Consider the following 21899-nt stretch of genomic DNA (forward strand, 5'->3'; position numbering starts at 1 on the left):
GCAGGTTGTTTGCCGGGGCTTCGCCGGAGCGCACCACAAACGCGCAACTGGCCTACACCCTGTGTCGTAGGTTACCCTTACGACTTATGTGTGCTTTCCCACAAGGATCGATCCAAATGTCCGAGCCAGTCAAACTGCGCGCTCACAACCAGGCCCATTGCAAGGATTGCAGCCTGGCCCCCCTGTGTCTGCCTCTTTCGCTCAACCTGGAAGACATGGATGCACTGGATGAAATCGTCAAACGCGGTCGCCCGCTGAAGAAAGGCGAGTTCCTGTTCCGCCAGGGTGACAATTTCGGCTCGGTTTACGCCGTACGTTCCGGCGCCCTGAAAACCTTCAGCCTGAGCGACAGCGGCGAAGAACAGATCACTGGCTTCCACCTGCCCAGCGAGCTGGTCGGCCTGTCCGGCATGGACACCGAGGCCTACCCGGTGTCGGCCCAGGCCCAGGAAACCACCTCGGTCTGTGAAATCCCCTTCGAGCGCCTCGATGAGCTCTCCGTTCAGCTGCCACAGCTGCGTCGCCAGCTGATGCGGGTGATGAGCCGCGAAATTCGCGATGACCAGCAGATGATGCTGTTGCTGTCGAAGAAGACCGCCGATGAACGCATCGCCACCTTCCTGGTCAACCTGTCCGCACGCTTCCGCGCCCGCGGCTACTCGGCCAACCAGTTCCGCCTGAGCATGTCGCGCAACGAGATCGGCAACTACCTGGGCCTGGCGGTGGAAACCGTGTCACGGGTGTTCACCCGCTTCCAGCAGAACGGCCTGATCCGCGCCGAAGGCAAAGAAGTGCATATCCTTGACCCGATCCAGCTGTGCGCCCTGGCCGGCGGTGCAATCGAGGCCTGAGCCCAGCGTTTAGCGGGTATACTTGGGCATTCGTTTTCCCAGGATACCCGCGACAATGCACAGCGACGCCTTCGACCTCAAAGCCCTGATCCGCCCGGTGGTGGACTTCCCCAAGCCCGGCGTGATCTTCCGCGACATCACCCCGCTGTTCCAGTCGCCGCGCGGGCTGCGCTATGTTGCCGATCAGTTCATCGAGCGTTACGTCGAGGCTGAGTTCAGCCATATCGGCGCCATGGACGCACGTGGTTTCCTGATCGGTTCGATCATCGCCCACCAGCTGAACAAGCCGCTGATCCTGTTCCGCAAGCAGGGCAAGCTGCCGGCTGACGTGTTGAGCGAGGGCTACCAGACCGAATATGGCGAAGCTTTCCTGGAAGTGCATGCCGACAGCCTGTGCGAAGGCGATTCGGTGCTGATCTTCGATGACCTGATTGCCACCGGTGGCACCCTTCTGGCCGCGGCCAACCTGGTGCGTCGCACCGGGGCACAGGTGTTCGAGGCAGCGGCGATCATCGACCTGCCGGAGCTGGATGGCTCGCGCCGACTGCAGGCGGCCGGGGTCCCGACCTTCTGCCTGACCGAGTTTTCCCTGAGCGAATACTGAGTTGCTGTCTGGGGCCGCTTTGCGGCTCCAGCCCATTACAGCGAGATCGGCTTGCGCCCGGCAAACGCATGAGCCAGCGTCCCGCCATCGACCAGCTCCAGCTCCCCGCCCAGCGGCACACCATGGGCAATCCGCGACGCCACCAGCCCTTTCTCGTTCAGCAACTGGGCGATGTAGTGCGCCGTCGCTTCACCTTCCACGGTCGGGTTGGTCGCCAAAATCACCTCGGTGAAGCTGCCCTGCTCCTCGATCCGCGCCATTAGCTGCGGCACACCAATCGCCTCAGGGCCCAGGCCATCGAGCGGTGACAAGTGCCCCTTGAGCACAAAGTAGCGCCCACGGTAGCCAGTCTGCTCCACCGCATACACATCCATCGGCCCCTCCACCACGCACAGCTGGGTATCGTCGCGGCGCGGGTCGCTGCACTGCGGGCACAGTTCCTGCTCAGTCAGGGTCCGGCACTGGCGGCAATGCCCTACCCCCTCCATGGCCTGGCTCAGTGCCTGGGCCAGGCGCAGGCCGCCACTGCGGTCACGCTCGAGCAGCTGCAGGGCCATGCGCTGGGCGGTTTTCTGGCCGACACCCGGGAGGGTACGCAGGGCGTCGATCAGTTGGCGGATCAGGGGGCTGAAGCTCATGGGTAAGGCCTGACAAATCAATAAGAGCCGGTTTATACCCACCAGTGCCTGTTGCGTCAAATCAACGCTGGCTTACCAGGCTTTTCACCCGGGCCCGAACGCACGGCCAACACCGCCACCAGTGAGATGGCCACCGTCGCCAGCAGGTACAAGGCCACCGGTTGCCAGCTGCCGTTGTAGCGACTGAGCAGGAACGTGGCGATCAACGGTGCGGTGCCGCCGGCCAGGGCAGCGCCCAGCTGATAGCCCAGGGTGATGCCGGTGTAACGCACCCGGGTGGAGAAGATTTCCGAACTCATGGTGCCAAGCACGGCGGTCACCGGCGCCCACAGCACGCCGAAGGCGATCACGGTCGCCAGCATCAGCCCCCAGGTTGTACGGGTGTCGAGCAACATGAAGTACGGCACGATGAACGCGGCGATCAGCAGGATGCCGGCGATGTACACCGCTTTGCGCCCGACCTTGTCCGACAGCCAACCCATGACCGGGATCATCAGCGAAGCGACCGCCGCGCCAACCATGACGGCATTGAGGGTGCTGACCTTGTCGTAGCCCAGCGTGGTGACCGCGTAGCTGACCACGAAGGTCGAGAAGATATAGAAGGGCGCCGTTTCCACCACTTTCAGGCCGGCGGCAATCAGCACTTCGCGCCAGTGGTCGCGCAAGGTTTCGACCAGCGGCATCTTCGCCACGTTGCCGGAAGCCTTGGCTTTCTTGAAGTCCGGCGTTTCGTCCAGGCCGTGGCGAATCCACAGGCCCAGGAATACCAGCCCGGCACTGAGCACGAACGGCACCCGCCAGCCCCAACTCATGAACTGCTCGTCCGGAAGCATGGCCATCAGGCTTACGGCCATGGTCGCCAGCAGCATGCCCACCGTCACACCAACCTGCGGCACACTGCCGAACAGGCCTTTACGATTTGCCGGGGCGTATTCATAGGCCAGCAGCAGCGCGCCACCCCACTCGCCACCGATGCCCAGGCCCTGGATCACGCGCAAGGTGATCAGCAGCACCGGCGCCCACACGCCGATATGCTCATAGGTGGGCAGGCAACCGATCAGCACGGTTGCGCCTCCCATCAGCGACAAGGTGATGACCAGTGTCTTCTTGCGCCCGATGCGGTCGCCAATATGGGCAAACAGCACACCACCGATGGGCCGCACGAAGAAGGTCAGGGAAAACGACAAGTAAGCCAGCAACAGGCCCACTACTGGATCGAAGGTGGGGAAAAACAGCTTGTTGAATACCAGGGCGGCGGCGGTACCGTAGAGGAAATAGTCGAACCATTCGATGGAGCTGCCGGTAAGGCTGGCGACCAAGGCTCGGCCACGCCCTTGGTTTGCTGAGGGGGTTGCACTGGAAGGCGTCATTCAAGTCTCCGCTTTTTTGATGTTATGTCGGCGAGCACAGTGTGAATTGGCGCAAAAGAGCAACCGGGTTGCACCGTTGCGAGCGAATCTTATTCAAACTTATAAAAAAGGTGCAACCATGATTAAACGATTAATCTTGACTCAACCCGAAAATAATAGAGAAATGCCCTAATTTGATTCAGTGAAACAGCAAAAACGCCACGTATCACCGAAAGGGTGCATCGATGACCGGCGAGTCACGGACTTGATTGCCGCTCCACAGTTACCATCCAGTATTTGGAGGTTGCACTAGGTTGCACCTTTAGTGAAAAAGCCTTTAATCTAAAAGCGACATAACAACAAACACAACGCGAGGCATTGAATGAACGTGCTATTCATCGGTTATGGGCGCATGGGCGGCGCACTGGGCGACGCCTGGATCAAGGGCGGGCTGGTCCAGCGGTTGAGCATCGTCGACCCAGGGTTGAGCGCGGACGCCGCAGCAGGCCGCTACACCCGACTGCACGATGTACCCGCCGAGCAGGCATTCGAACTGATCGTGCTCGCAGTCAAGCCAGCCTACGCAAGCAGCGCGCTCGCCGGATTGAGTGATCGCCAGTGCAGCCAGGCCACAGTGGTCTCGGTGGCTGCGGGAGTTACCGAGGCCAGCCTGAGCGACGCCGTCGGCCAGCGCTGCCCGGTGGTGCGGGCCATGCCAAATACTCCGGTACTGCTGGGTGCGGGCTGCACCGGCCTGTATGCAGGTGCGCAGTTCGATGCAACGCGCAAGGCAGTGATAAGCCGCCTATTCGAGGCGGTAGGCGCGGCTTACTGGGTGGATGAAGAACAACAGCTGGATGCGGTCACAGCCATCAGCGGCAGCGGCCCGGCATATTACCACCTGTTCAGTGAAGCACTTGCCGACGCAGGGGTGAAGCTGGGGCTGGGGGCTGAACTGGCACGAAACCTGGCGGCGCAAACTGCGTTCGGCGCAGCCACTGTGCAACATCAGGCTTATGCCGATTTCACCGAACTGCGCGCCGCGGTAACTTCACCTAACGGCACTACCGCTGCGGCTATTGAAGTATTTGAAAGTCAACGCAAACTTCGCGAACTGGTGGAACAGGCAACTTCAGCCGCGCATCGACGCTCGATGGAACTGTCGAAAGAGGCTTGAGCGAACGACTTTTAATTGGTCAATCATTCAAACAAAAAAGCCGCCACTGGATACCCAGCGGCGGCTTCTTGAACTTGCCGAGACCTTAGAACGGCATCTTGAAGCCCGGTGGCAACTGCATGCCAGCGGTCATGTTGCCCATCTTGTCCTGGCTGTTCTGCTCGATCTTGCGCACCGCGTCGTTCAGCGCAGCGGCAATCAGGTCTTCCAGCACTTCCTTGTCGTCTTCATCGGTCGACATCAGGCTCTGGTCGATGCTGACACGCTTGACGTCGTGACGACCGGTCATCACCACGCTCACCAGGCCGCCACCGGACTGGCCAGTGACTTCGGCGTTGGCCAGCTCTTCCTGCATCTTCTGCATCTTTTCCTGCATCTGCTGGGCCTGCTTCATCAGGCCGGCCATGCCACCTTTCATCATGGGGGTATACCTCGATTGGGTCATGTGATGCGGCCTTGCACGGGGCCGGCCGCATGGTTATCGGTTACTGGCCCTGGCTGACCAGGGCATCTACAGGCTCAATAGTATCCTGTCGCACCTTGGCACCGAACTGCTTGATCATCTGCTGGATGAGCGGATCCTGCTCGATGGAGGTCACGGCATCCTGCTGACGTTCGGCACGTTTGCGCGCACCTGCCTGCGCCGGGGTTTCCTGCTCGGGCAGGATCAGCTCGATGCGCAGGTTCAGCGTGCGCCCCAGGTGCTGATTGAGCGCCTCGTTCAGCCGGCGTTGCTGAGTGGTGTTGAACAGCGCGCCCTGGCCCGGGTCCAGGTGCAGCAGCCAGTCGTCACCCTCCGCCGAGATCAGCGTGCAGTTTGCTGCGATGTTGCCTGTCATGCCGGACACAGGCAACTGTGGGAATAATTCCAGCCATTGCAGCGCCAGCCCAGTGGCCGGTTTGGCTGCCGGCAACGGCTGGGGGGCGGCTACCGGTTTTTCTTCCTGAACATGCTCGGCCAGCTCGTCGAGATAGCTGAAGCCTACCGGATCGCTTTCGCCACCGTAATAGTCCTCATCCATAGGCGGCTCGTCGTCGCGGTCCATGCCAGCTGCAGCGTAGGCAGACGGGTCGAAGGGCGGCTCGTCATAGGCTGGCTGCGGGTTTTGCGAGGCTGCAACCGGGGCCGGAGCTGGAGCCGGTACAGGCTCGGGTTCGGGCACAGGCGCAGTCGCCACCGCGGGCTCCTCCCATGGCAGGTCGATGACCTCTTCCACCACTACCGACTCAGGCGCAGCAGCTTCAGGTTCAGGTTCCGGGGCCGCCTCCACTACCGGAGCGATTTCAGCCTGTGAGACAGGCGCCACCGGCGCAGGTTCAGACGCCACTACGGCAGCAACGGCTGGCGCTGCCACCGAGGTTGCCGGATCAGCTGTGGCCTGGCTGATCCCCACTGGCTTTAGCACCGGCTTCGGCGCATCGTCGGTATCAGCCGGGCGGAACGCGAGCATGCGCAGCAGGACCATTTCGAAACCGCCCCGCGGGTCCGGTGCCAATGGCAGGTCACGGCGGCCGATCAGGCCCATCTGGTAGTAGAACTGCACATCCTCGGCCGGCAACGCCGAGGCCAACGCCAACACCCGCTCGCGGTCCCCCTGGCCATTGTCCACCGCCTCGGGCAGCGCCTGGGCGATCGCCACGCGGTGCAGCACATTGAGCATTTCAGCGAGTACGCCGCTCCAATCCGGCCCCTGCTCGGCAAGGTTGCGCACAGCTTCAAGCAGCGCCCGCGCATCCCCTTCGAGCAGCGCCTGCAGCACACCATACACCTGGCCGTGATCGAGACTGCCAAGCATCGCGCGCACATCGGCTGCCAAAACCTTACCCTCGCCGAAGGCGATGGCCTGATCGGTGAGGCTCATGGCGTCACGCATGGAACCATCGGCGGCACGGCCGAGCAGCCACAGGGCATCTGGCTCGAACGGCACGTTTTCGGCCTGCAGCACGTGGCTCAGGTGTTCGACCACCCGCTCCGGGCTCATGTTCTTCAGCGAGAACTGCAGGCAGCGCGACAGGATGGTGGCAGGCAGCTTCTGAGGGTCGGTGGTGGCAAGGATGAACTTGACGTAGGGCGGCGGCTCTTCCAGCGTCTTGAGCAAGGCGTTGAACGAGTGGGTGGAGAGCATGTGCACTTCGTCGATCAGGTAGACCTTGAAGCGCCCACGGCTCGGCGCGTACTGCACGTTATCGAGCAGTTCGCGGGTGTCTTCGACCTTGGTGCGGCTCGCGGCGTCGATCTCGATCAGGTCGACGAAACGGCCTTCATCGATCTCCCGGCATACCGAGCAGGTGCCACAGGGCGTGGAGGTAATGCCGGTCTCGCAGTTGAGGCATTTGGCGATGATTCGCGCAATGGTAGTCTTGCCCACCCCCCTCGTACCGGTAAACAGGTAGGCGTGGTGCAGGCGCTGGTTGTCCAAGGCATTGATCAAGGCCTTGAGCACATGGGTCTGGCCGACCATTTCGCGGAACGAGCGCGGACGCCATTTACGTGCAAGAACCTGATAACTCATCGAAAAACCATCGCAGCCTGATCGAGCGGAAGATCGCTAATGCTAGCGGAGCGGGGGCAAAATTGCACCCTGCATGGTTCGTCTAAGCTAAGCAACTGGCGCGTAGTTCAAGGAGGATGTGCTTTGCGACGACTGTTGGCTCTGCTACTGCTCTGGACCGCCCATAGCCTGGCGGAACAACCGGTGCTGCGTTTTTCCGTGGTCGAGAGCTGGAGCATGCCGCTGGTGCGGTTGGAAGGCGACCAGCCGGTGGAGGGGCTGGTGTTCGACCTTCTCCAGGCACTGGCCCGGGAAGCCGGCGTGCGCCCGGAGTATCACGTGATGGCCCGCCTGCGCCTGCAGCAGGCGATGGATGCTGGCGATATCGATGTGCGCTGCTATGCCAGCACCCGGTGGTTCAATGATCGCCCAGGCAATTTTGTCTGGAGCATCCCGTTGATTCAGCAGCGCGATGTACTGGTCGGGCGGCCGGGCGACAACGATGCTGTCCAGCCCGAACAACTGCCACCCCAGGCGATTGGCACGGTGCTTGGCTATGCCTATGGCACCCTAGAGCCGCTGTTTGCCCAAGGACGCTTGCAGCGCGAAGACAGCCGTAGCCAGCAATTGGCGCTACAGAAGCTGCAGGTCGGGCGGTATCAGCACGCGGTGAGCAATGAGCTATCGCTGCAGTGGTTCAACCAGGGTTTGCCAGCCGGGCAGCGGCTGCAGGTGCAGGCAGTACTGGAGGAGCAGGCGCTGGGGTGCATGGTGAGGAATGACCCGGCGATACCGACCCAGGGGGTTTTGCGGGCACTGGTGCGGATGAAGGAATCCGGGGCTATTGATCGCATTGTGCAGCGGTATGGGGCGGCGGAGTATTCGGGGGAGGGTCTTGGGGCGCGGCCTTGAGGCCGGGCTCGAAACGGCTCATTGGCAATTGCGCGAAAGGCCGCAAGGTGCCTGCCACAGGCGCTGAAGCTCTTGTGACAAGCACCTGCCAGCCCTCACAATCACTTCTGCTCCACAGCCGCCACCAACGCATCCGCCTGTCCACAGGCAATCTGCATCGCCCGCAAGCCATGCTGGAGTAATTGCCTCGTCTCTTCGTCCTCAATGCGCTCAAGCGCCCGCCGACTGTCGCTGTAGGCGAACATCAGATAATGGGAGACGTTCATGAGTACGTATTCCATCGGGACTATACCCTCGCTGATGGCACGAGACAGGACCTTGCCTGGCTGGAGATCGAGGTTGTGGGGTGGATCTGGAACAATCTTTTTCATAGGTCACCGTACCGAGTTGGTGCCCCCTTTTCGCTTCCACGCGAAAGGGTGACAGTTGTACGCGGGGTGGAAGACCAGGGTACGGCGAGCCCGGCAGGCTTGAGAACCTCCCGCGCACAACTGTCATAACGACATTCGCCACACCGCTGGGCTTCCACACCCGATCGCTGAACCGACAGCGACCACAAAATGCTAAAGCGCGGGCTTCCCAGGGACAATCAGACGGGTGGCGACAGGTTGCGTAGGATAAATCTTCACGAAAGGAATGCGTGTAGGAAATTTCTCGTTCTAAAGCAGGAGATTTCCAGGCGAACGCTGCAGCCCTTGAAATATCATAGTTGTCTGCACGTTGATCATGCGACACCTGTAGCCAAGTGATACAGAGGTGGGATGAATCTGAAAGCCGGGCCGAATGAAATTTTCCGACCCCGGAAATGGAGGCGGCCCCACCAGCCACACCCCGGCACTCGATGTTCCCGCTATGGCTGCTCCCTTCCGGGCCTGACCAGGTTAACGGGTAATCAATGCGGGGGGACCGATGGGGCCACCACTACACGGCTCGCCAAGCAGCGAGCCGCGCCATTGTACCGGTCTGGGGCGAAGATACAACCTCTGCGCAAGAAAAAGTCATCATTTCTCAATGACTTGTCCGAGCAGGGCGCAGCACGGGACTCATGTAGGAGCGGCCTTGTGTCGCGAAAGGGGCGCGAAGCGGCCCCATATCTGAGGCATAACTCGATATTGCTGGGGCTGCTTTGCAGCCCTTTCGCCACACGAGGCCGCTCCTACAGGGATTGTGGCAAGCCTCAAACAGTGATGCCGTGCCCTGCCAGGAAGGCTACGAAAGCCTCCTCATCCAGCACCTTCACGCCCAGCTCACTGGCCTTGGCCAGCTTGGAGCCGGCGCCGGGGCCAGCGACCACACAGTGGGTCTTGCCAGAAACCGAGCCGGCCACCTTGGCGCCCAGCCCCTCCAGCTTCTCCTTGGCGATGTCTCGACTGAAGCGTTCCAGAGACCCCGTCAGCACCCACGTCTGACCGGCGAGCGGCAGGCCTTCGGCCACTTTCTTCTCGCAGCTCCAGTGCATGCCAAACGCCAACAACTGGGCCTCGATATCACGGGCCAGCTTCTGGTTGGCCTCGTCCTTGAAGAACTCTCGCACTGCTTCGGCCTGTTTCGCCGCCAGCGCCTGGCGCAGGTCGATACCGTCCGCCGCAATGATCTTGTCCAGGCTGTCGAGCTTGGCCACCAGCTTTTCGGCCCCGGTCGGGCCGACCGAGGCAATGTCCAGCTTGGCGATCAGCCCGGCCAGGGTGGTGCTGGCCGCGAACTCTGCGGCCAGGTCGCCCTCGTCCTGCAACTGCATGCCACTGGCCAACAACTGCTCGATGACCTTGCGGTTGTGTTCATCCTCGAAGAAGTTGTGGATCTCGTGTGCGACTTCCAGGCCAATGTCCGGCAAATAGGTCAGCACCTGCGGCAGCGCCTGCTGCACGCGAGCCAGGCTACCCAGCGAGCGGGCCAGGACCTTGGCAGTCTCCTCGCCGACATCCGGAATGCCCAGGGCGTAGATAAAGCGCGCCAGGCCCGGGCGTTTGCTGGCTTCGATCGCGTCCAGCAGCTTCTTGCTGGAGACCTCGGCAAAACCCTCCAGGCCGACGATCTGATCGAACTCCAGCTTGTACAGGTCTGCCGGCGAGCCGATCAGGCCTTCATCCACCAGCTGCTCGACGCTTTTCTCGCCCAAGCCATCGATGTCCATGGCGCGGCGGGAAACATAGTGAATGATCGCCTGCTTGAGCTGCGCAGCGCAGGCCAGGCGGCCGACGCAGCGGTACACCGCACCTTCGCTGGTGGTTTCCTTGCCCTTGCTGCGCTTGACCAGCTGGGTACGCTCGACTTGCGAGCCACAGACCGGGCACGCGTTCGGCACTTCTACCGGGCGGGCATCGTCAGGACGGCGCTCAAGCACCACCTGCATGACCTGCGGAATCACGTCACCGGCGCGGCGGATGATCACCGTGTCACCGATACGCAGCCCCAGCCGGGCGATCTCGTCCATGTTGTGCAGGGTGGCGTTGGACACGGTCACGCCGGCGACCTTGACCGGCCTCAGGCGCGCCACTGGCGTAACCGCGCCGGTACGGCCGACCTGGAACTCCACATCCAGCACTTCGGTGAGTTCTTCCATTGCCGGGAACTTGTGAGCGATGGCCCAGCGTGGCTCACGGGCGCGGAAGCCCAGCTCGCGTTGAGCCGCCAGGCTGTTGACCTTGAACACTACGCCATCAATCTCGTAAGGCAGGCTGTTGCGCCGTTCGCCAATGTCGCGGTAGTAGGCCAGGCACTCTTCGATACCGGCCGCATGCCTGAGCTCGCGACTGATCGGCAGGCCCCACTGCTTGAGCTGCTCGAGAATACCGATATGGCTTTCACCGATGCTTTCGCTGATCTGCCCCACCCCGTAGCAGCAGAACTCCAGCGGGCGACTGGCAGTGATCTTCGAGTCCAGCTGGCGCAGGCTGCCGGCAGCGGCGTTGCGCGGGTTGGCGAAGGTCTTGCCGCCGGCTTCGGCCTGGGCCGCATTGAGGCGGTCGAAGCCGGCCTTGCTCATGTATACCTCGCCGCGCACTTCGAGCACGGCGGGCCAGCCTTTGCCCTGCAACTTCAGCGGAATATTGCGCACCGTGCGCACGTTGGCGCTGATGTCCTCGCCGGTGGTGCCGTCGCCACGGGTGGCCCCCTGCACCAGCTGGCCGTCGCGGTACAGCAGGCTTACCGCCAGGCCGTCGAGCTTGGGTTCACAGCTGAAATCCACGGCGCCAGGCTGGTCCAGGCCGTCCACCACGCGGCGGCCGAATTCACGCAGGTCGGCTTCCTCGAAGGCGTTGCCCAGGCTGAGCATCGGCACCTCGTGACGCACCTGGCTGAACGCGGCCAGAGCAGCGCCGCCGACGCGCTGGGTCGGTGAGTCGGGGGTGACCAAGTGCGGGTTTTCAGCCTCGAGCGCCTTGAGTTCGTTGAACAAGCGATCGTATTCGGCATCGGGCACGCTGGGCTCGTCGAGCACGTAGTAGCGGTAGTTGTGCTGGTCGAGCTCGGCGCGCAGTTCGTGAATTCGGGTTTCGGCGGTCATTCTTCAGGTTCTCTTGCAAAGCAAAAGAGCAGCCATTGGCTGCTCTTGCGCTTGAAACAGAGTGGGCAGGACCGAGGCTGGGCCTGCCCACGCGGGTACATCAGCGTTTCTGGGTCAGCGCACGGCGCTCGAACTCGACGATGCGCTGGCGGTAGTGCTCGATGGTCTGGGCGGTCAGCACACTGCGCTGGTCGTCCTTCAGTTCGCCATTGAGCTCGTGGGCCAGCTTGCGCGCCGCGGCCACCATCACGTCAAAGGCCTGCTTCGGGTGACGCGGGCCTGGCAGGCCGAGGAAGAAGCTCACCGCACGGGTGCTGAAGTGGTCGATATCGTCCAGGTCGAAGATGCCAGGCTTCACGGCGTTGGCCATGGAGAACAGCACCTCGCCGTGGCCGGCCATGCTTTCGTGACGATGGAAGATGTCCATCTCGCCGAAACGCAACCCGCTTTCGAGGATGTTCTGCAGCAGCGCCGGGCCCTTGAAGCCGCCTTCGTCGCGGGAGATCACGCTGATCACCAGCACTTCTTCGGCCGGCGGCAGTTCTTTGGCGACGCTGGCACCCGGCGCGGCAGCGTTGCTGCGAGGGTTGTCGGCGGCGAAATCTTCGTCGGCATCGGCAAACAGGTCCGGCTCGCGCGGTTCGGCGGCCAGGCCCATGTCGCCCTGATGCTGCGCTTCTGTTACACGCTTGCCGCGCTTGCTGGCCTTGGCCGGCTTAGGCTCGCGCTCACGTTCGCGCAGCGGCGCACTGACCGACGGCAGGTCAGCCTCGTCCAGTTCCGGCTCCTTCTGCGCATCCAGTACCCGCGACGGGCCGAGCACCTCAGCGCTCCCCTCCTCGTCCGGCAGGTTGGAATAACTGCGATCCAGACGGAATTTCAGCTTGCCTTTTCCGCCGCGCATGCGGCGCCAGCCGTCGAAAAGAATACCGGCGATAACAATGACGCCGATGACGATCAGCCACTCGCGCAGACCGATTTCCATGTAATCCCGTGCCTCTATAAAAATATGCTTGAAAACAAAGGGTTCAAAGCCCTTTAACACGTGGCGCCAACTCTATGTTCTGACAGGCGTTTTACCCACGCAAAAAACGAGTGACATTAAGCTAGCACGACCAAAGACAACTTTACACCGTCTGTCGCACATGACAGGCCATTTGCCTACGCTTTTTGCCCAATCTTCGCGTATCAGGCGTCCACCATGGCCAAAGCCTCCTCCACATCAACTGCAACAAGACGTGAACAACCGGGCTCGTGCATGGTCACCCCCATCAATTGATCCGCCATCTCCATGGCGATCTTGTTATGGGTGATGTAGATGAACTGCACGCTTTCACTCATTTCCTTGACCAGCCGTGCGTACCGGCCGACGTTGGCATCGTCCAGCGGCGCATCGACCTCGTCGAGCATGCAGAACGGTGCGGGGTTCAACTTGAAGATGGCAAACACCAGCGCCAATGCGGTCAGTGCCTTCTCGCCGCCGGACAGCAGATGGATGGTGCTGTTCTTCTTGCCCGGCGGGCGCGCCATGATCGTCACCCCTGTATCGAGTAGATCTTCGCCCGTCAGTTCCAGATAAGCGCTGCCGCCACCGAAAACTTTTGGAAAAAGTGCCTGTAATCCGGCATTTATCTGATCAAAGGTATCCTTGAAGCGGTTGCGCGTTTCCTTGTCGATCTTGCGAATGACATTTTCCAGGGTCTCCAGCGCTTCGACCAGGTCGGCGTCCTGGGCATCCAGATAGCGCTTGCGCTCTGACTGTTGCTCGTATTCCTCGATGGCCGCCAGGTTGATCGCACCGAGGCGCTGGATGCGGCCTTCGACCTGCTCCAGTTCCTGCTCGGTACTTTGCTCGCTGGCCTCGGCCTCGACGGTGGCAAGCACGCCCTGCAAATCGTAGCCGTCGGCCTGCAATTGTTCCTGCAAGGTCTTGCGCCGGATGTCCAGGCCCTGGTTCTCCAGGCGCATCTGCTCCAGCTGGCCGCGCAGCAGTTGGGCTTGCTGTTCGGCCTGGGTGCGGCGCTTTTCGGCATCGCGTAGTGCGCGGTCGGCCTCATCCATGTGCAGGCGCGCCAGGCGCATTTCTTCGTCGACGCTCATACGCCGCTCCAGCAACTCTTCGAGCTTCAGGCGCAGCTCTTCGAGCGGCGCCTCACCTTCTTCCAGGTTCAAGCTCAGTTGTTCCTGGCGCTCGCTCAGGCGCGCGGCCTGTTGTTCCAGACGCTCCAGGGCCTGGCGGGTGGAGTCGTACTGGGCACGCAGCGAGCCAAGGCGCACGGCCAACTGGTGGGCGTGGTCTTTGTGCTGGCGGGCTTCCTGGCGGATACGGTCGAGGCCTTCGCGCAGGGTGTCGCGGCGCGCCATCAGCTGTTCGCGCTGCTCGGTGTCCTGAGCCATCAGGTCCAGGGCGTCCTGCAGCACCAGGCGCGCCTCGCCCAACTGCTCTTGCTCCAGTGCACGCTGCTCCTGAAGCTCGGCCAGTTCTTCCTGCAGACGGTGGCGACGCAGCTCTACCTGCTCGGCGCGGGCACGGCCGGCGGACAGGCTGGCCTTGAGCTCGCCGTGCTGGCGGTTTTCTTCCTGGGTGCGGCGACGCAGCTGCTCACGCTGCTCCTCCAGCTCAAGCTGTTGCTCGCGAGTTAACTGAAGCTGCTGCTCCAGCTGCTCCAGCGCTGTTTCAAGTTCCAGCTGCTCCTGGCCCAGGCGTTCGATTTCCTGGCCACGGGCCAGCACGCCGCCCTGGGCATCGCCACCGCGGCTGACACGCAGGAAATGGCGGCCAACCCAGTAGCCATCGCGGCTGACCAGGCTCTGCCCTTCGCCCAGCCCCGCGCGCCGTGCCAGGGCCTCGGCCAGGTCCTCAACCGGCTGCACCCGCCCCAGCCACGGGGCCAGATCGATGCAACCTTCAACCTTGTCGAGCAGGCTGCCCGGCTGACGCTCACCACCTCCGGCCGACAGCAACAGGCGTAACTCGCCCTGCTCCAGACCGTTGAAATCCAGCCCGGTGAAGTCGTCCAGCAGTACGGCCTGCAAGTCGGCACCCAGCACGGTTTCGACCGCCAGCTCCCACCCTGGCTCCACGCGCAGACCCTCAGCCAGGCGCGGACGCTGCTCCAGGCCTTGTTCACGCAGCCAGTCGGCGGCGCCGACGCTCGGCTCAAGTGCGGCCTGTTGCAGCGCCTCCAGCGAGGCCAGGCGACCACCGAGGCGCTGCAGGTCGCCCTGCTGCTGTTGCTGGGCCTGGGTGGCCTGCTGAAATTGCTCACGCACGCTTTCCAGGCGCTCGACCACCTGCTCTTCCGACAGCTGCAACGCTTCGAGCAGCACCTCGCTGCTGGCCAGTTGCTCGGAGAGCTCCGACAGGGAACTGTCTTGTGGATCCACCCCCAGCTGCTCGCTTTCCTCGACCAGCTTGCGCTGGCGATCGGCCAGGCGCTCCAGGCTGGTTTCCAGCTGCTGCAGGCGCGACTGCTGCACTTCGGCCTGCCGCCGTGGCTCGGCTGAGCGAGTATTGAAGCTGTCCCATTGCTCCTGCCAGCCGTGCATGCCCAACTCGGCCTCTTCGAGCGTGGCGGCAGCCTCCTCGGCTGCGGCCAGGGTCAGCTCCTGCTCCGGTTCGAGCATGGCCAGCTCTTCACCCAGAGTGGCCAGCAAGGTGCGGTCATGCCCCAGGTGCGATTCGGTTTCCTGGCGGGTGCGTTCGGCTTCCTTGAAGTCGTCCTGCAGCTGGCGCAGGCGTTGCTGGCCGTGCTGAATGCTCTGCTCTACCCGGGCGATATCACCCGCTACCGAATAGAAGCGACCCTGGACCTGGTTGAAGCGCTCGGACAATTCGTGGTGGCCGTCGCGCAGCCGCTCGATGCTGGCATCGGCATTGCGCTGTTCGGCCACCAGCGCCTCATGGGCGATATCCTGATCACCAATCACTGCCTCGCGCTGACGTACGCGCTCGTCGAGATCGCGCCAGCGCAGGGCCGACAGGCGCGCCTTGAGCTGGCGCTCCTGGGCTTTGTATTCGCGGTATTTCTCGGCAGCCTGGGCCTGGCGGTGCAGGCGCTCAAGCTGACGCTCCAGCTCTTCGCGCAGGTCGGTCAGGCGCGCCAGGTTCTCCTGGGTGCGGCGGATGCGGCTTTCGGTCTCGCGGCGGCGCTCCTTGTACTTGGAAATGCCGGCCGCCTCTTCGATGAAGTTGCGCAGCTCTTCGGGCTTGGCCTCGATCAGCTTGGAGATCATGCCCTGCTCGATGATCGAGTAGCTGCGCGGCCCCAGGCCAGTACCGAGGAAAATGTCGGTGATGTCCCGCCGGCGACACTTGGTGCCGTTCAGGTAATAGCTGTTCTGCCCATCACGGGTGACCTTGCGGCGGATGGAAATCTCGGCGTAGGCGGCATACTCGCCCAGCAAGGTAGTTTCGCTGTTGTCGAACACCAGTTCGATGCTGGCCTGGCTCACCGGCTTGCGACTGGTCGAGCCATTGAAGATGACATCGGTCATCGACTCGCCACGCAGGTTCTTTGCCGAACTCTCGCCCATCACCCAACGCACCGCGTCGATGATATTGGACTTGCCGCAGCCATTGGGGCCGACCACGGCCGCCATGTTACTGGGAAAGTTGACCGTGGTCGGGTCGACGAACGACTTGAAGCCGGCCAGTCGAATGCACTTCAGGCGCATCGGTCAGCCCCGGGCCAGCGCCGCCAGCACCAGTTCGCAGCTGCGCTGGCCATAGGCGGTGAGCACCTCGCGGATGCGCGGCAGGTCACGGGCAACCACGGCTTCGAGCAGGCGGGCGAACAGGTCGAGGTAGTCGTCCATGCTGGCCTGACGCTGGTCCAGGGCCAGGTAATAGGCGCGGCTCATGGCCGGCTGCAGGTTTTCCACGGTTTCCTGCAGGTAAGGGTTGTCGGCGAAGCGGTAGGCGGCACGCATCACCGCGAAACTGTCGGCGACGAACACCTTGATATCCTGCTGCTCGCGGGCGTGGCGCAGGTTCTGCTGGATGTCCAGAAACGGGCGCAGGTCGCCTTCGGTGCGCCATTTTTGCGCCACGGCATTGCCCAGCAGGATGTAGAACTCGCCCATCAGGGTGCACAGGCTGCGCACGCTACGCTCGTCCAGTTCGGTGACATGGGCACCGCGTCGCGGCAGGATCGCGACCAGATGGCGACGTTCGAGAATCAATAACGCTTCGCGCACTGAGCCGCGGCTGACGCTGAGGGCCTGGGTGACCTTCTGCTCCTGGATCCGCTCACCGGGCGCAAGCTCGCCGCGAATGATGCGTTCAGCCAGGTAGTCGGCAATCTGCTCGGAGAGGCTGTCCGGCGCCTTGAACGTCATGGTTTTCCTTCAAAATCATTGAACTGGGCACAAGGGAGCGATTGTAGCGCACTTGCCCAGCGCACGCGCAGAGGGGCGTGGCGCTTTATTTGACCCGCCAAACAGCCGGCCGTACGGCGCGATCTATGCTTGAGGTATGGGCATATCGTTCGGCTAGGCGTAAGCATGAACAATTTCCTGACCTTTGAGTCAGAAAATTATTGACCGCCGCGACAGGTCTGCTTATTGTCCGCCCAACAACAATAAAACCATTGCGAGGCCATCCCCGTGATCCAGTTTCTCGTCAACCAGGCGCTGCGTAGTGAGCACGCCCTGGACCCGAACATGACGGTGCTGCAGTACCTGCGCGAGCACCTGGGCAAACCTGGCACCAAGGAAGGCTGCGCCAGTGGCGACTGCGGCGCGTGCACCGTGGTAGTCGGCGAGCTTGTCCAGGACAAACAGGGCGAAGACAGCCTGCGCTACCGCAGCCTGAACGCCTGCCTGACCTTCGTCTCCTCCTTGCACGGCAAGCAACTGATCAGCGTCGAAGGCCTCAAGCACAATGGCCAACTGCACAGCGTGCAGCAGGCCATGGCCGATTGCCACGGTTCGCAATGCGGCTTCTGTACCCCCGGCTTCGTCATGTCGCTGTTCGCCCTGCAGAAGAACAGCCAGGGCGCCGACCTGCATCAGGCTCAGGAAGCCCTGGCCGGCAACCTGTGCCGCTGCACCGGTTACCGCCCGATCCTCGACGCCGCCGAGCAGAGCTGCCGCCAGCCTTGCCGCGACCAATTCGACGCCCAGCAGGCGCAGACCATCACCCGTCTCAAGGCCATCGCCCCCACCCAGACCGGCGAACTCAACAGCGGCGACAAACGCTGCCTGGTGCCACTGACCGTAGCCGACCTGGCCGACCTGTACAGCTCGCACCCCGAAGCACGCCTGCTGGCCGGAGGCACCGACCTGGCCTTGGAGGTCACCCAGTTCCACAAGACCCTGCCGGTGATGATCTATGTCGGCCACGTCGCCGAACTCAAGCGCATCGACAAGACCGCCAGCCACCTGGAAATCGGCGCTGCCACCCCGCTCACCGACTGCTACGGCGCACTCAACGAAGAGTACCCGGACTTCGGCGACCTGCTGCACCGTTTCGCCTCGCTGCAGATCCGCAACCAGGGCACCCTCGGCGGCAACATCGGCAACGCCTCGCCGATCGGCGACTCGCCCCCCCTGCTGATCGCCCTGGATGCACAGGTGGTGTTGCGCCAAGGCGAGCGCCAGCGGGTGATACCGCTGGAAGACTACTTCATCGACTACCGCATCACCGCCCGCCAGGACAGCGAGTTCATCGAGAAGATCATCGTGCCACGCGCCAGCAACGACTGGGCCTTCCGTGCCTATAAAGTGTCCAAGCGCCTGGACGACGATATCTCTGCCGTGTGCGCGGCCTTCAACCTGAGCATCGAAGACGGTGTGGTCAGCGGCGTGCGTATCGCCTTCGGCGGCATGGCCGCCATCCCGAAACGCGCCCGCGCCTGTGAGGCGGCCTTGCGCGGCAAGCCGTGGAACCAGGCCAACATTGAGCGTGCCTGCCAGGCCCTGGCTGAAGACTTCACCCCGCTCAGCGACTTCCGCGCCAGCAAGGAATACCGCCTGCTGACCGCGCAGAACCTGCTGCGCAAGTACTTCATCGAACAGCAAACGCCCTACATCGAGACCCGGGTGACCGACTATGTCTAACCATCACGTAGCCAAGAGCCCGGCCGAGATGGCCGAGCTGTTCAGCCAGGACCTGACCACTGGGGTCGGCCGCAGCGTCAAGCACGACAGCGCCGACAAACATGTGACGGGCGAGGCCCAGTACATCGACGACCGCCTGGAATTCCCCAACCAGTTGCACGTCTATGCGCGCACCGCCGACCGTGCCCATGCGCGCATCCTGCGCATCGACACCACACCGTGCTACGCCTTCGAAGGCGTGCGCATCGCCATCACCCACGAAGACATCCCGGGCCTGAAGGACATCGGCCCAGTAGTCGCCGGCGACCCGCTGCTGGCCATCGATAAGGTCGAGTTCTTTGGCCAGCCGGTGCTCGCCGTGGCGGCCCGCGACCTGGATACCGCGCGCCGCGCGGCCATGGCCGCCATCGTCGAATACGAAGACCTGGAGCCGGTGCTGGACGTGGTCGAGGCGCTGCGCAAGAAGCACTTCGTGCTCGACAGCCACACCCACCAGCGCGGCGACTCGGCGGCCGCCCTGGCCAGCGCCCCGCACCGCCTGCAAGGTACCCTGCACATCGGCGGCCAGGAGCACTTCTACCTGGAAACCCAGATTTCCTCGGTGATGCCCACCGAGGACGGCGGCATGATCGTCTACTGCTCCACGCAGAACCCCACCGAAGTGCAGAAACTGGTCGCCGAAGTGCTCGACGTGCCGATGAACAAGGTGGTGCTGGACATGCGCCGGATGGGCGGCGGCTTCGGCGGCAAGGAAACCCAGGCGGCCAGCCCGGCCTGCCTGTGCGCGGTGATCGCGCGCCTGACCGGCCAACCGACCAAGATGCGCCTGCCACGGGTCGAAGACATGACCATGACCGGCAAGCGCCACCCGTTCTACGTGGAGTACGACGTCGGCTTCGACGACGACGGCCGCCTGCACGGCATCAACATCGACCTGGCTGGTAACTGCGGCTACTCGCCCGACCTGTCGGGCTCGATCGTCGACCGCGCCATGTTCCACTCCGACAACGCCTATTACCTGGGCGATGCCACCGTCCACGGGCACCGCTGCAAGACCAACACCGCCTCCAACACCGCCTACCGCGGCTTCGGCGGCCCACAGGGTATGGTTGCCATCGAACAGGTGATGGACCACATCGCCCGCCATCTGGGCCGTGACCCGCTGGCCGTGCGCAAGGCCAACTATTACGGCAAGACCGAGCGCAACGTCACCCACTACTACCAGACCGTCGAGCACAACATGCTCGAGGAAATGACCGCCGAGCTCGAAGCCAGCAGCGACTACGCCGAGCGCCGCGAATCGATCCGCCGCTTCAACGCCAACAGCCCGGTGCTGAAGAAGGGCCTGGCGCTGACGCCGGTCAAGTTCGGTATCTCGTTCACTGCAACCTTCCTCAACCAGGCCGGCGCGCTGATCCACATCTACACCGACGGCAGCATTCACCTGAACCACGGCGGCACCGAGATGGGCCAGGGCCTGAACACCAAGGTGGCGCAGGTGGTGGCGCAGGTCTTCCAAGTCGACTTCAACCGTATCCAGATCACCGCCACCAACACCGACAAGGTGCCCAACACCTCACCGACCGCGGCGTCGAGTGGCGCCGACCTGAACGGAAAGGCCGCCCAGAACGCGGCCGAAATCCTCAAGAAGCGCCTCACCGAATTTGCCGCGCGGCACTACCAGGTGACCGAGGAAGACGTCGAGTTCCGCAATGGCCATGTGCGCGTGCGTGACCAGATCGTCAGCTTCGAGCAACTGGTGCAGCAGGCCTACTTCGGCCAGGTATCGCTGTCTAGCACCGGTTTCTACCGCACGCCGAAGATCTACTACGACCGCAGCCAGGCACGTGGCCGCCCGTTCTACTACTTCGCCTTCGGCGCCGCTTGCGTGGAAGTGATCGTCGACACCCTGACCGGCGAGTACAAGATGCTGCGCGCCGACATCCTGCATGATGTGGGCGACTCGCTGAACCCGGCCATCGACATTGGCCAGGTCGAAGGCGGCTTCATCCAGGGCATGGGCTGGCTGACCACCGAAGAGCTGGTGTGGAACGCCAAGGGCAAGCTGATGACCAACGGCCCGGCCAGCTACAAGATCCCGGCGGTGGCCGACATGCCGCTGGACCTGCGGGTGAAGCTGGTGGAAAACCGCAAGAACCCGGAAGACACCGTGTTCCATTCCAAAGCCGTGGGCGAACCGCCGTTCATGCTCGGCATCGCCGCCTGGTGTGCGCTCAAGGATGCCGTGGCCAGCATTGCCGACTACCGTGTGCAGCCACAGGTGGATGCGCCGGCAACGCCGGAGCGGGTGTTGTGGGGTTGCGAGCAGATGCGCAAGGCGTTGGCTGAAGCACAAACCGCAGAACCGGAACTGGAAACTGTCACCCACTGACAACGCAGGCCCCCTGTGGGAGCAGGTTTACCCGCTGCCACAGTGACCGAGAGAGGCTGAATCATGCACCAATGGATCAACGCCCTCGCCGACCACCAATCCCGTGGCGAAGCCTGCGTGCTGGTGACCATCATCGAGGAGCGCGGCTCGACCCCGCGCAACGCTGGCTCGAAGATGGTCGTCAGCGCCACCGGCCTGTTCGACACCATCGGCGGCGGCCACCTGGAATACAAGGCCCTGCACATCGCCCGGCAGATGCTTCAGGAGCACCGCTCCACCCCGCACCTGGAGCGTTTCAGCCTCGGCGCCAGCCTTGGCCAGTGCTGCGGCGGCGCCACCGTGCTGCTGTTCGAGCCCATGGCTGCGGTGCAGGCAGAGATCGCCGTATTCGGCGCGGGCCATGTCGGCCGCGCTCTGGTACCCTTGCTCGCCGCGCTGCCCTGCCGGGTACGCTGGATCGACTCGCGCGAACAGGAATTCCCCGAACTCATCCCCAACGGGGTGAGCAAGGTCGTCAGTGAGGAGCCGGTCGACGAAGTCGCGGACCTGCCGCCAGGCAGCTACTGCATCGTCATGACCCACAACCACCAGCTCGACCTGGAACTGACCGCCTCCATTCTCAAGCGCAACGACTTCACCTGGTTCGGCCTGATCGGCTCGAAGACCAAACGGGTCAAGTTCGAGCACCGGCTGCGCGAGCGCGGCTACGACGATGCCATGCTGGCGCGCATGCGCTGCCCGATGGGCCTGCCTGAGGTCAAGGGCAAGCTGCCGATCGAGATTGCCGTGTCCATCGCCGGCGAAATCATTGCCACCTACAACGCCTGCTTCGGCCAGCACGACGCTGCCGCCAACGCCGGCCCCATTGCCCAGTTGCTGCCGCCCTCCCGGCGCAGCCAAGCCATTTGACGAGT

The 21899-nt window shown here is 63.0% G+C and carries 16 protein-coding genes and 1 other RNA gene; 7 read left to right on the forward strand and 10 right to left on the reverse strand.

The window, feature by feature from the left end:
- Positions 1-116 precede the first annotated feature (116 nt).
- Positions 117-851 carry a Crp/Fnr family transcriptional regulator FnrA gene (gene fnrA, locus APH28_RS06900; RefSeq protein ID WP_060508220.1) on the forward strand — a complete coding sequence of 245 codons (735 nt, stop codon included), beginning with the start codon at positions 117-119 and terminating at the stop codon, positions 849-851.
- A gap of 55 nt (positions 852-906) precedes the next feature.
- Positions 907-1455 carry an adenine phosphoribosyltransferase gene (locus APH28_RS06905; RefSeq protein ID WP_009683910.1) on the forward strand — a complete coding sequence of 183 codons (549 nt, stop codon included), beginning with the start codon at positions 907-909 and terminating at the stop codon, positions 1453-1455.
- 35 nt (positions 1456-1490) lie between these two features.
- On the opposite strand, the gene recR is transcribed toward APH28_RS06905, so the two are convergent.
- Entirely contained in the window at positions 1491-2093 is a 603-nt protein-coding gene (recR, locus tag APH28_RS06910; RefSeq protein WP_054884114.1) for a recombination mediator RecR, read from the reverse strand.
- 56 nt (positions 2094-2149) lie between these two features.
- Positions 2150-3463, reverse strand: a complete 1314-nt coding sequence (locus APH28_RS06915; protein ID WP_060508221.1) for an MFS transporter — start codon at positions 3461-3463, stop codon at positions 2150-2152.
- 361 nt (positions 3464-3824) lie between these two features.
- On the opposite strand from APH28_RS06915, the gene proC reads away from it, so the two are divergent.
- Positions 3825-4619, forward strand: a complete 795-nt coding sequence (gene proC / locus APH28_RS06920; RefSeq protein ID WP_060508222.1) for a pyrroline-5-carboxylate reductase — start codon at positions 3825-3827, stop codon at positions 4617-4619.
- 85 nt (positions 4620-4704) lie between these two features.
- On the opposite strand, the gene APH28_RS06925 is transcribed toward proC, so the two are convergent.
- Both APH28_RS06925 and dnaX read right to left on the reverse strand, forming a co-directional pair.
- The gene (locus tag APH28_RS06925; RefSeq protein ID WP_027921266.1) at positions 4705-5040 is read right to left on the reverse strand and encodes a YbaB/EbfC family nucleoid-associated protein; all 336 of its coding nucleotides are present in this window, start codon (positions 5038-5040) and stop codon (positions 4705-4707) included.
- 64 nt (positions 5041-5104) lie between these two features.
- Positions 5105-7132 (reverse strand): DNA polymerase III subunit gamma/tau, encoded by a 2028-nt coding sequence (gene dnaX / locus APH28_RS06930; RefSeq protein ID WP_060508223.1) that lies wholly within the window; start codon positions 7130-7132, stop codon positions 5105-5107.
- Between the two features lie 123 nt (positions 7133-7255).
- On the opposite strand from dnaX, the gene APH28_RS06935 reads away from it, so the two are divergent.
- On the forward strand, positions 7256-8023 hold the full coding sequence (locus APH28_RS06935) for an ABC transporter substrate-binding protein (protein WP_060508224.1): 768 nt from the start codon (positions 7256-7258) through the stop codon (positions 8021-8023).
- 101 nt (positions 8024-8124) lie between these two features.
- Here APH28_RS06935 and APH28_RS06940 read toward each other — a convergent pair whose 3' ends face one another.
- From APH28_RS06940 to APH28_RS06965, 6 genes are all read right to left on the reverse strand, one after another.
- Positions 8125-8394 (reverse strand): hypothetical protein, encoded by a 270-nt coding sequence (locus APH28_RS06940; protein ID WP_060508225.1) that lies wholly within the window; start codon positions 8392-8394, stop codon positions 8125-8127.
- A gap of 444 nt (positions 8395-8838) precedes the next feature.
- An RNA gene (ffs, locus tag APH28_RS06945) (signal recognition particle sRNA small type) lies at positions 8839-8935 on the reverse strand.
- Between the two features lie 265 nt (positions 8936-9200).
- Positions 9201-11531: an NAD-dependent DNA ligase LigA gene (ligA, locus tag APH28_RS06950; protein ID WP_060508226.1), complete on the reverse strand. Its 2331-nt coding sequence runs from the start codon at positions 11529-11531 to the stop codon at positions 9201-9203.
- Positions 11532-11631: 100 nt separating this feature from the next.
- Positions 11632-12516 carry a cell division protein ZipA gene (zipA, locus tag APH28_RS06955; protein WP_060508227.1) on the reverse strand — a complete coding sequence of 295 codons (885 nt, stop codon included), beginning with the start codon at positions 12514-12516 and terminating at the stop codon, positions 11632-11634.
- A gap of 203 nt (positions 12517-12719) precedes the next feature.
- Positions 12720-16208: a chromosome segregation protein SMC gene (gene smc / locus APH28_RS06960; protein ID WP_060508228.1), complete on the reverse strand. Its 3489-nt coding sequence runs from the start codon at positions 16206-16208 to the stop codon at positions 12720-12722.
- 3 nt (positions 16209-16211) lie between these two features.
- On the reverse strand, positions 16212-16871 hold the full coding sequence (locus APH28_RS06965; protein ID WP_060508229.1) for a GntR family transcriptional regulator: 660 nt from the start codon (positions 16869-16871) through the stop codon (positions 16212-16214).
- Between the two features lie 267 nt (positions 16872-17138).
- Between APH28_RS06965 and xdhA the strand changes: the two genes are divergently transcribed.
- The 3 genes from xdhA (at position 17139) to xdhC (ending at position 21894) form a co-directional block, all read left to right on the forward strand.
- Positions 17139-18593 (forward strand): xanthine dehydrogenase small subunit, encoded by a 1455-nt coding sequence (gene xdhA / locus APH28_RS06970; protein WP_060508230.1) that lies wholly within the window; start codon positions 17139-17141, stop codon positions 18591-18593.
- A complete protein-coding gene (gene xdhB, locus APH28_RS06975) occupies positions 18586-20985 on the forward strand; it encodes a xanthine dehydrogenase molybdopterin binding subunit (RefSeq protein ID WP_060508231.1) in 2400 nt (799 codons plus the stop codon). Before xdhA ends, xdhB begins: the two co-directional genes overlap by 8 nt.
- A gap of 63 nt (positions 20986-21048) precedes the next feature.
- On the forward strand, positions 21049-21894 hold the full coding sequence (gene xdhC / locus APH28_RS06980; protein ID WP_060508232.1) for a xanthine dehydrogenase accessory protein XdhC: 846 nt from the start codon (positions 21049-21051) through the stop codon (positions 21892-21894).
- Positions 21895-21899: the final 5 nt, after the last annotated feature.

Source organism: Pseudomonas sp. NBRC 111124 (assembly GCF_001320245.1).
Classification (GTDB): domain Bacteria; phylum Pseudomonadota; class Gammaproteobacteria; order Pseudomonadales; family Pseudomonadaceae; genus Aquipseudomonas.

Bases quoted from the DNA above. Each gene is read 5' to 3' on its own strand.
- fnrA (WP_060508220.1), top strand. From the start codon at position 117: ATGTCCGAGCCAGTCAAACTGCGCGCTCACAACCAGGCCCATTGCAAG.
- APH28_RS06905 (WP_009683910.1), top strand. From the start codon at position 907: ATGCACAGCGACGCCTTCGACCTCAAAGCCCTGATCCGCCCGGTGGTG.
- recR (WP_054884114.1), bottom strand. From the start codon at position 2,093: ATGAGCTTCAGCCCCCTGATCCGCCAACTGATCGACGCCCTGCGTACC.
- APH28_RS06915 (WP_060508221.1), bottom strand. From the start codon at position 3,463: ATGACGCCTTCCAGTGCAACCCCCTCAGCAAACCAAGGGCGTGGCCGA.
- proC (WP_060508222.1), top strand. From the start codon at position 3,825: ATGAACGTGCTATTCATCGGTTATGGGCGCATGGGCGGCGCACTGGGC.
- APH28_RS06925 (WP_027921266.1), bottom strand. From the start codon at position 5,040: ATGATGAAAGGTGGCATGGCCGGCCTGATGAAGCAGGCCCAGCAGATG.
- dnaX (WP_060508223.1), bottom strand. From the start codon at position 7,132: ATGAGTTATCAGGTTCTTGCACGTAAATGGCGTCCGCGCTCGTTCCGC.
- APH28_RS06940 (WP_060508225.1), bottom strand. From the start codon at position 8,394: ATGAAAAAGATTGTTCCAGATCCACCCCACAACCTCGATCTCCAGCCA.
- ligA (WP_060508226.1), bottom strand. From the start codon at position 11,531: ATGACCGCCGAAACCCGAATTCACGAACTGCGCGCCGAGCTCGACCAG.
- zipA (WP_060508227.1), bottom strand. From the start codon at position 12,516: ATGGAAATCGGTCTGCGCGAGTGGCTGATCGTCATCGGCGTCATTGTT.
- smc (WP_060508228.1), bottom strand. From the start codon at position 16,208: ATGCGCCTGAAGTGCATTCGACTGGCCGGCTTCAAGTCGTTCGTCGAC.
- APH28_RS06965 (WP_060508229.1), bottom strand. From the start codon at position 16,871: ATGACGTTCAAGGCGCCGGACAGCCTCTCCGAGCAGATTGCCGACTAC.
- xdhB (WP_060508231.1), top strand. From the start codon at position 18,586: ATGTCTAACCATCACGTAGCCAAGAGCCCGGCCGAGATGGCCGAGCTG.
- xdhC (WP_060508232.1), top strand. From the start codon at position 21,049: ATGCACCAATGGATCAACGCCCTCGCCGACCACCAATCCCGTGGCGAA.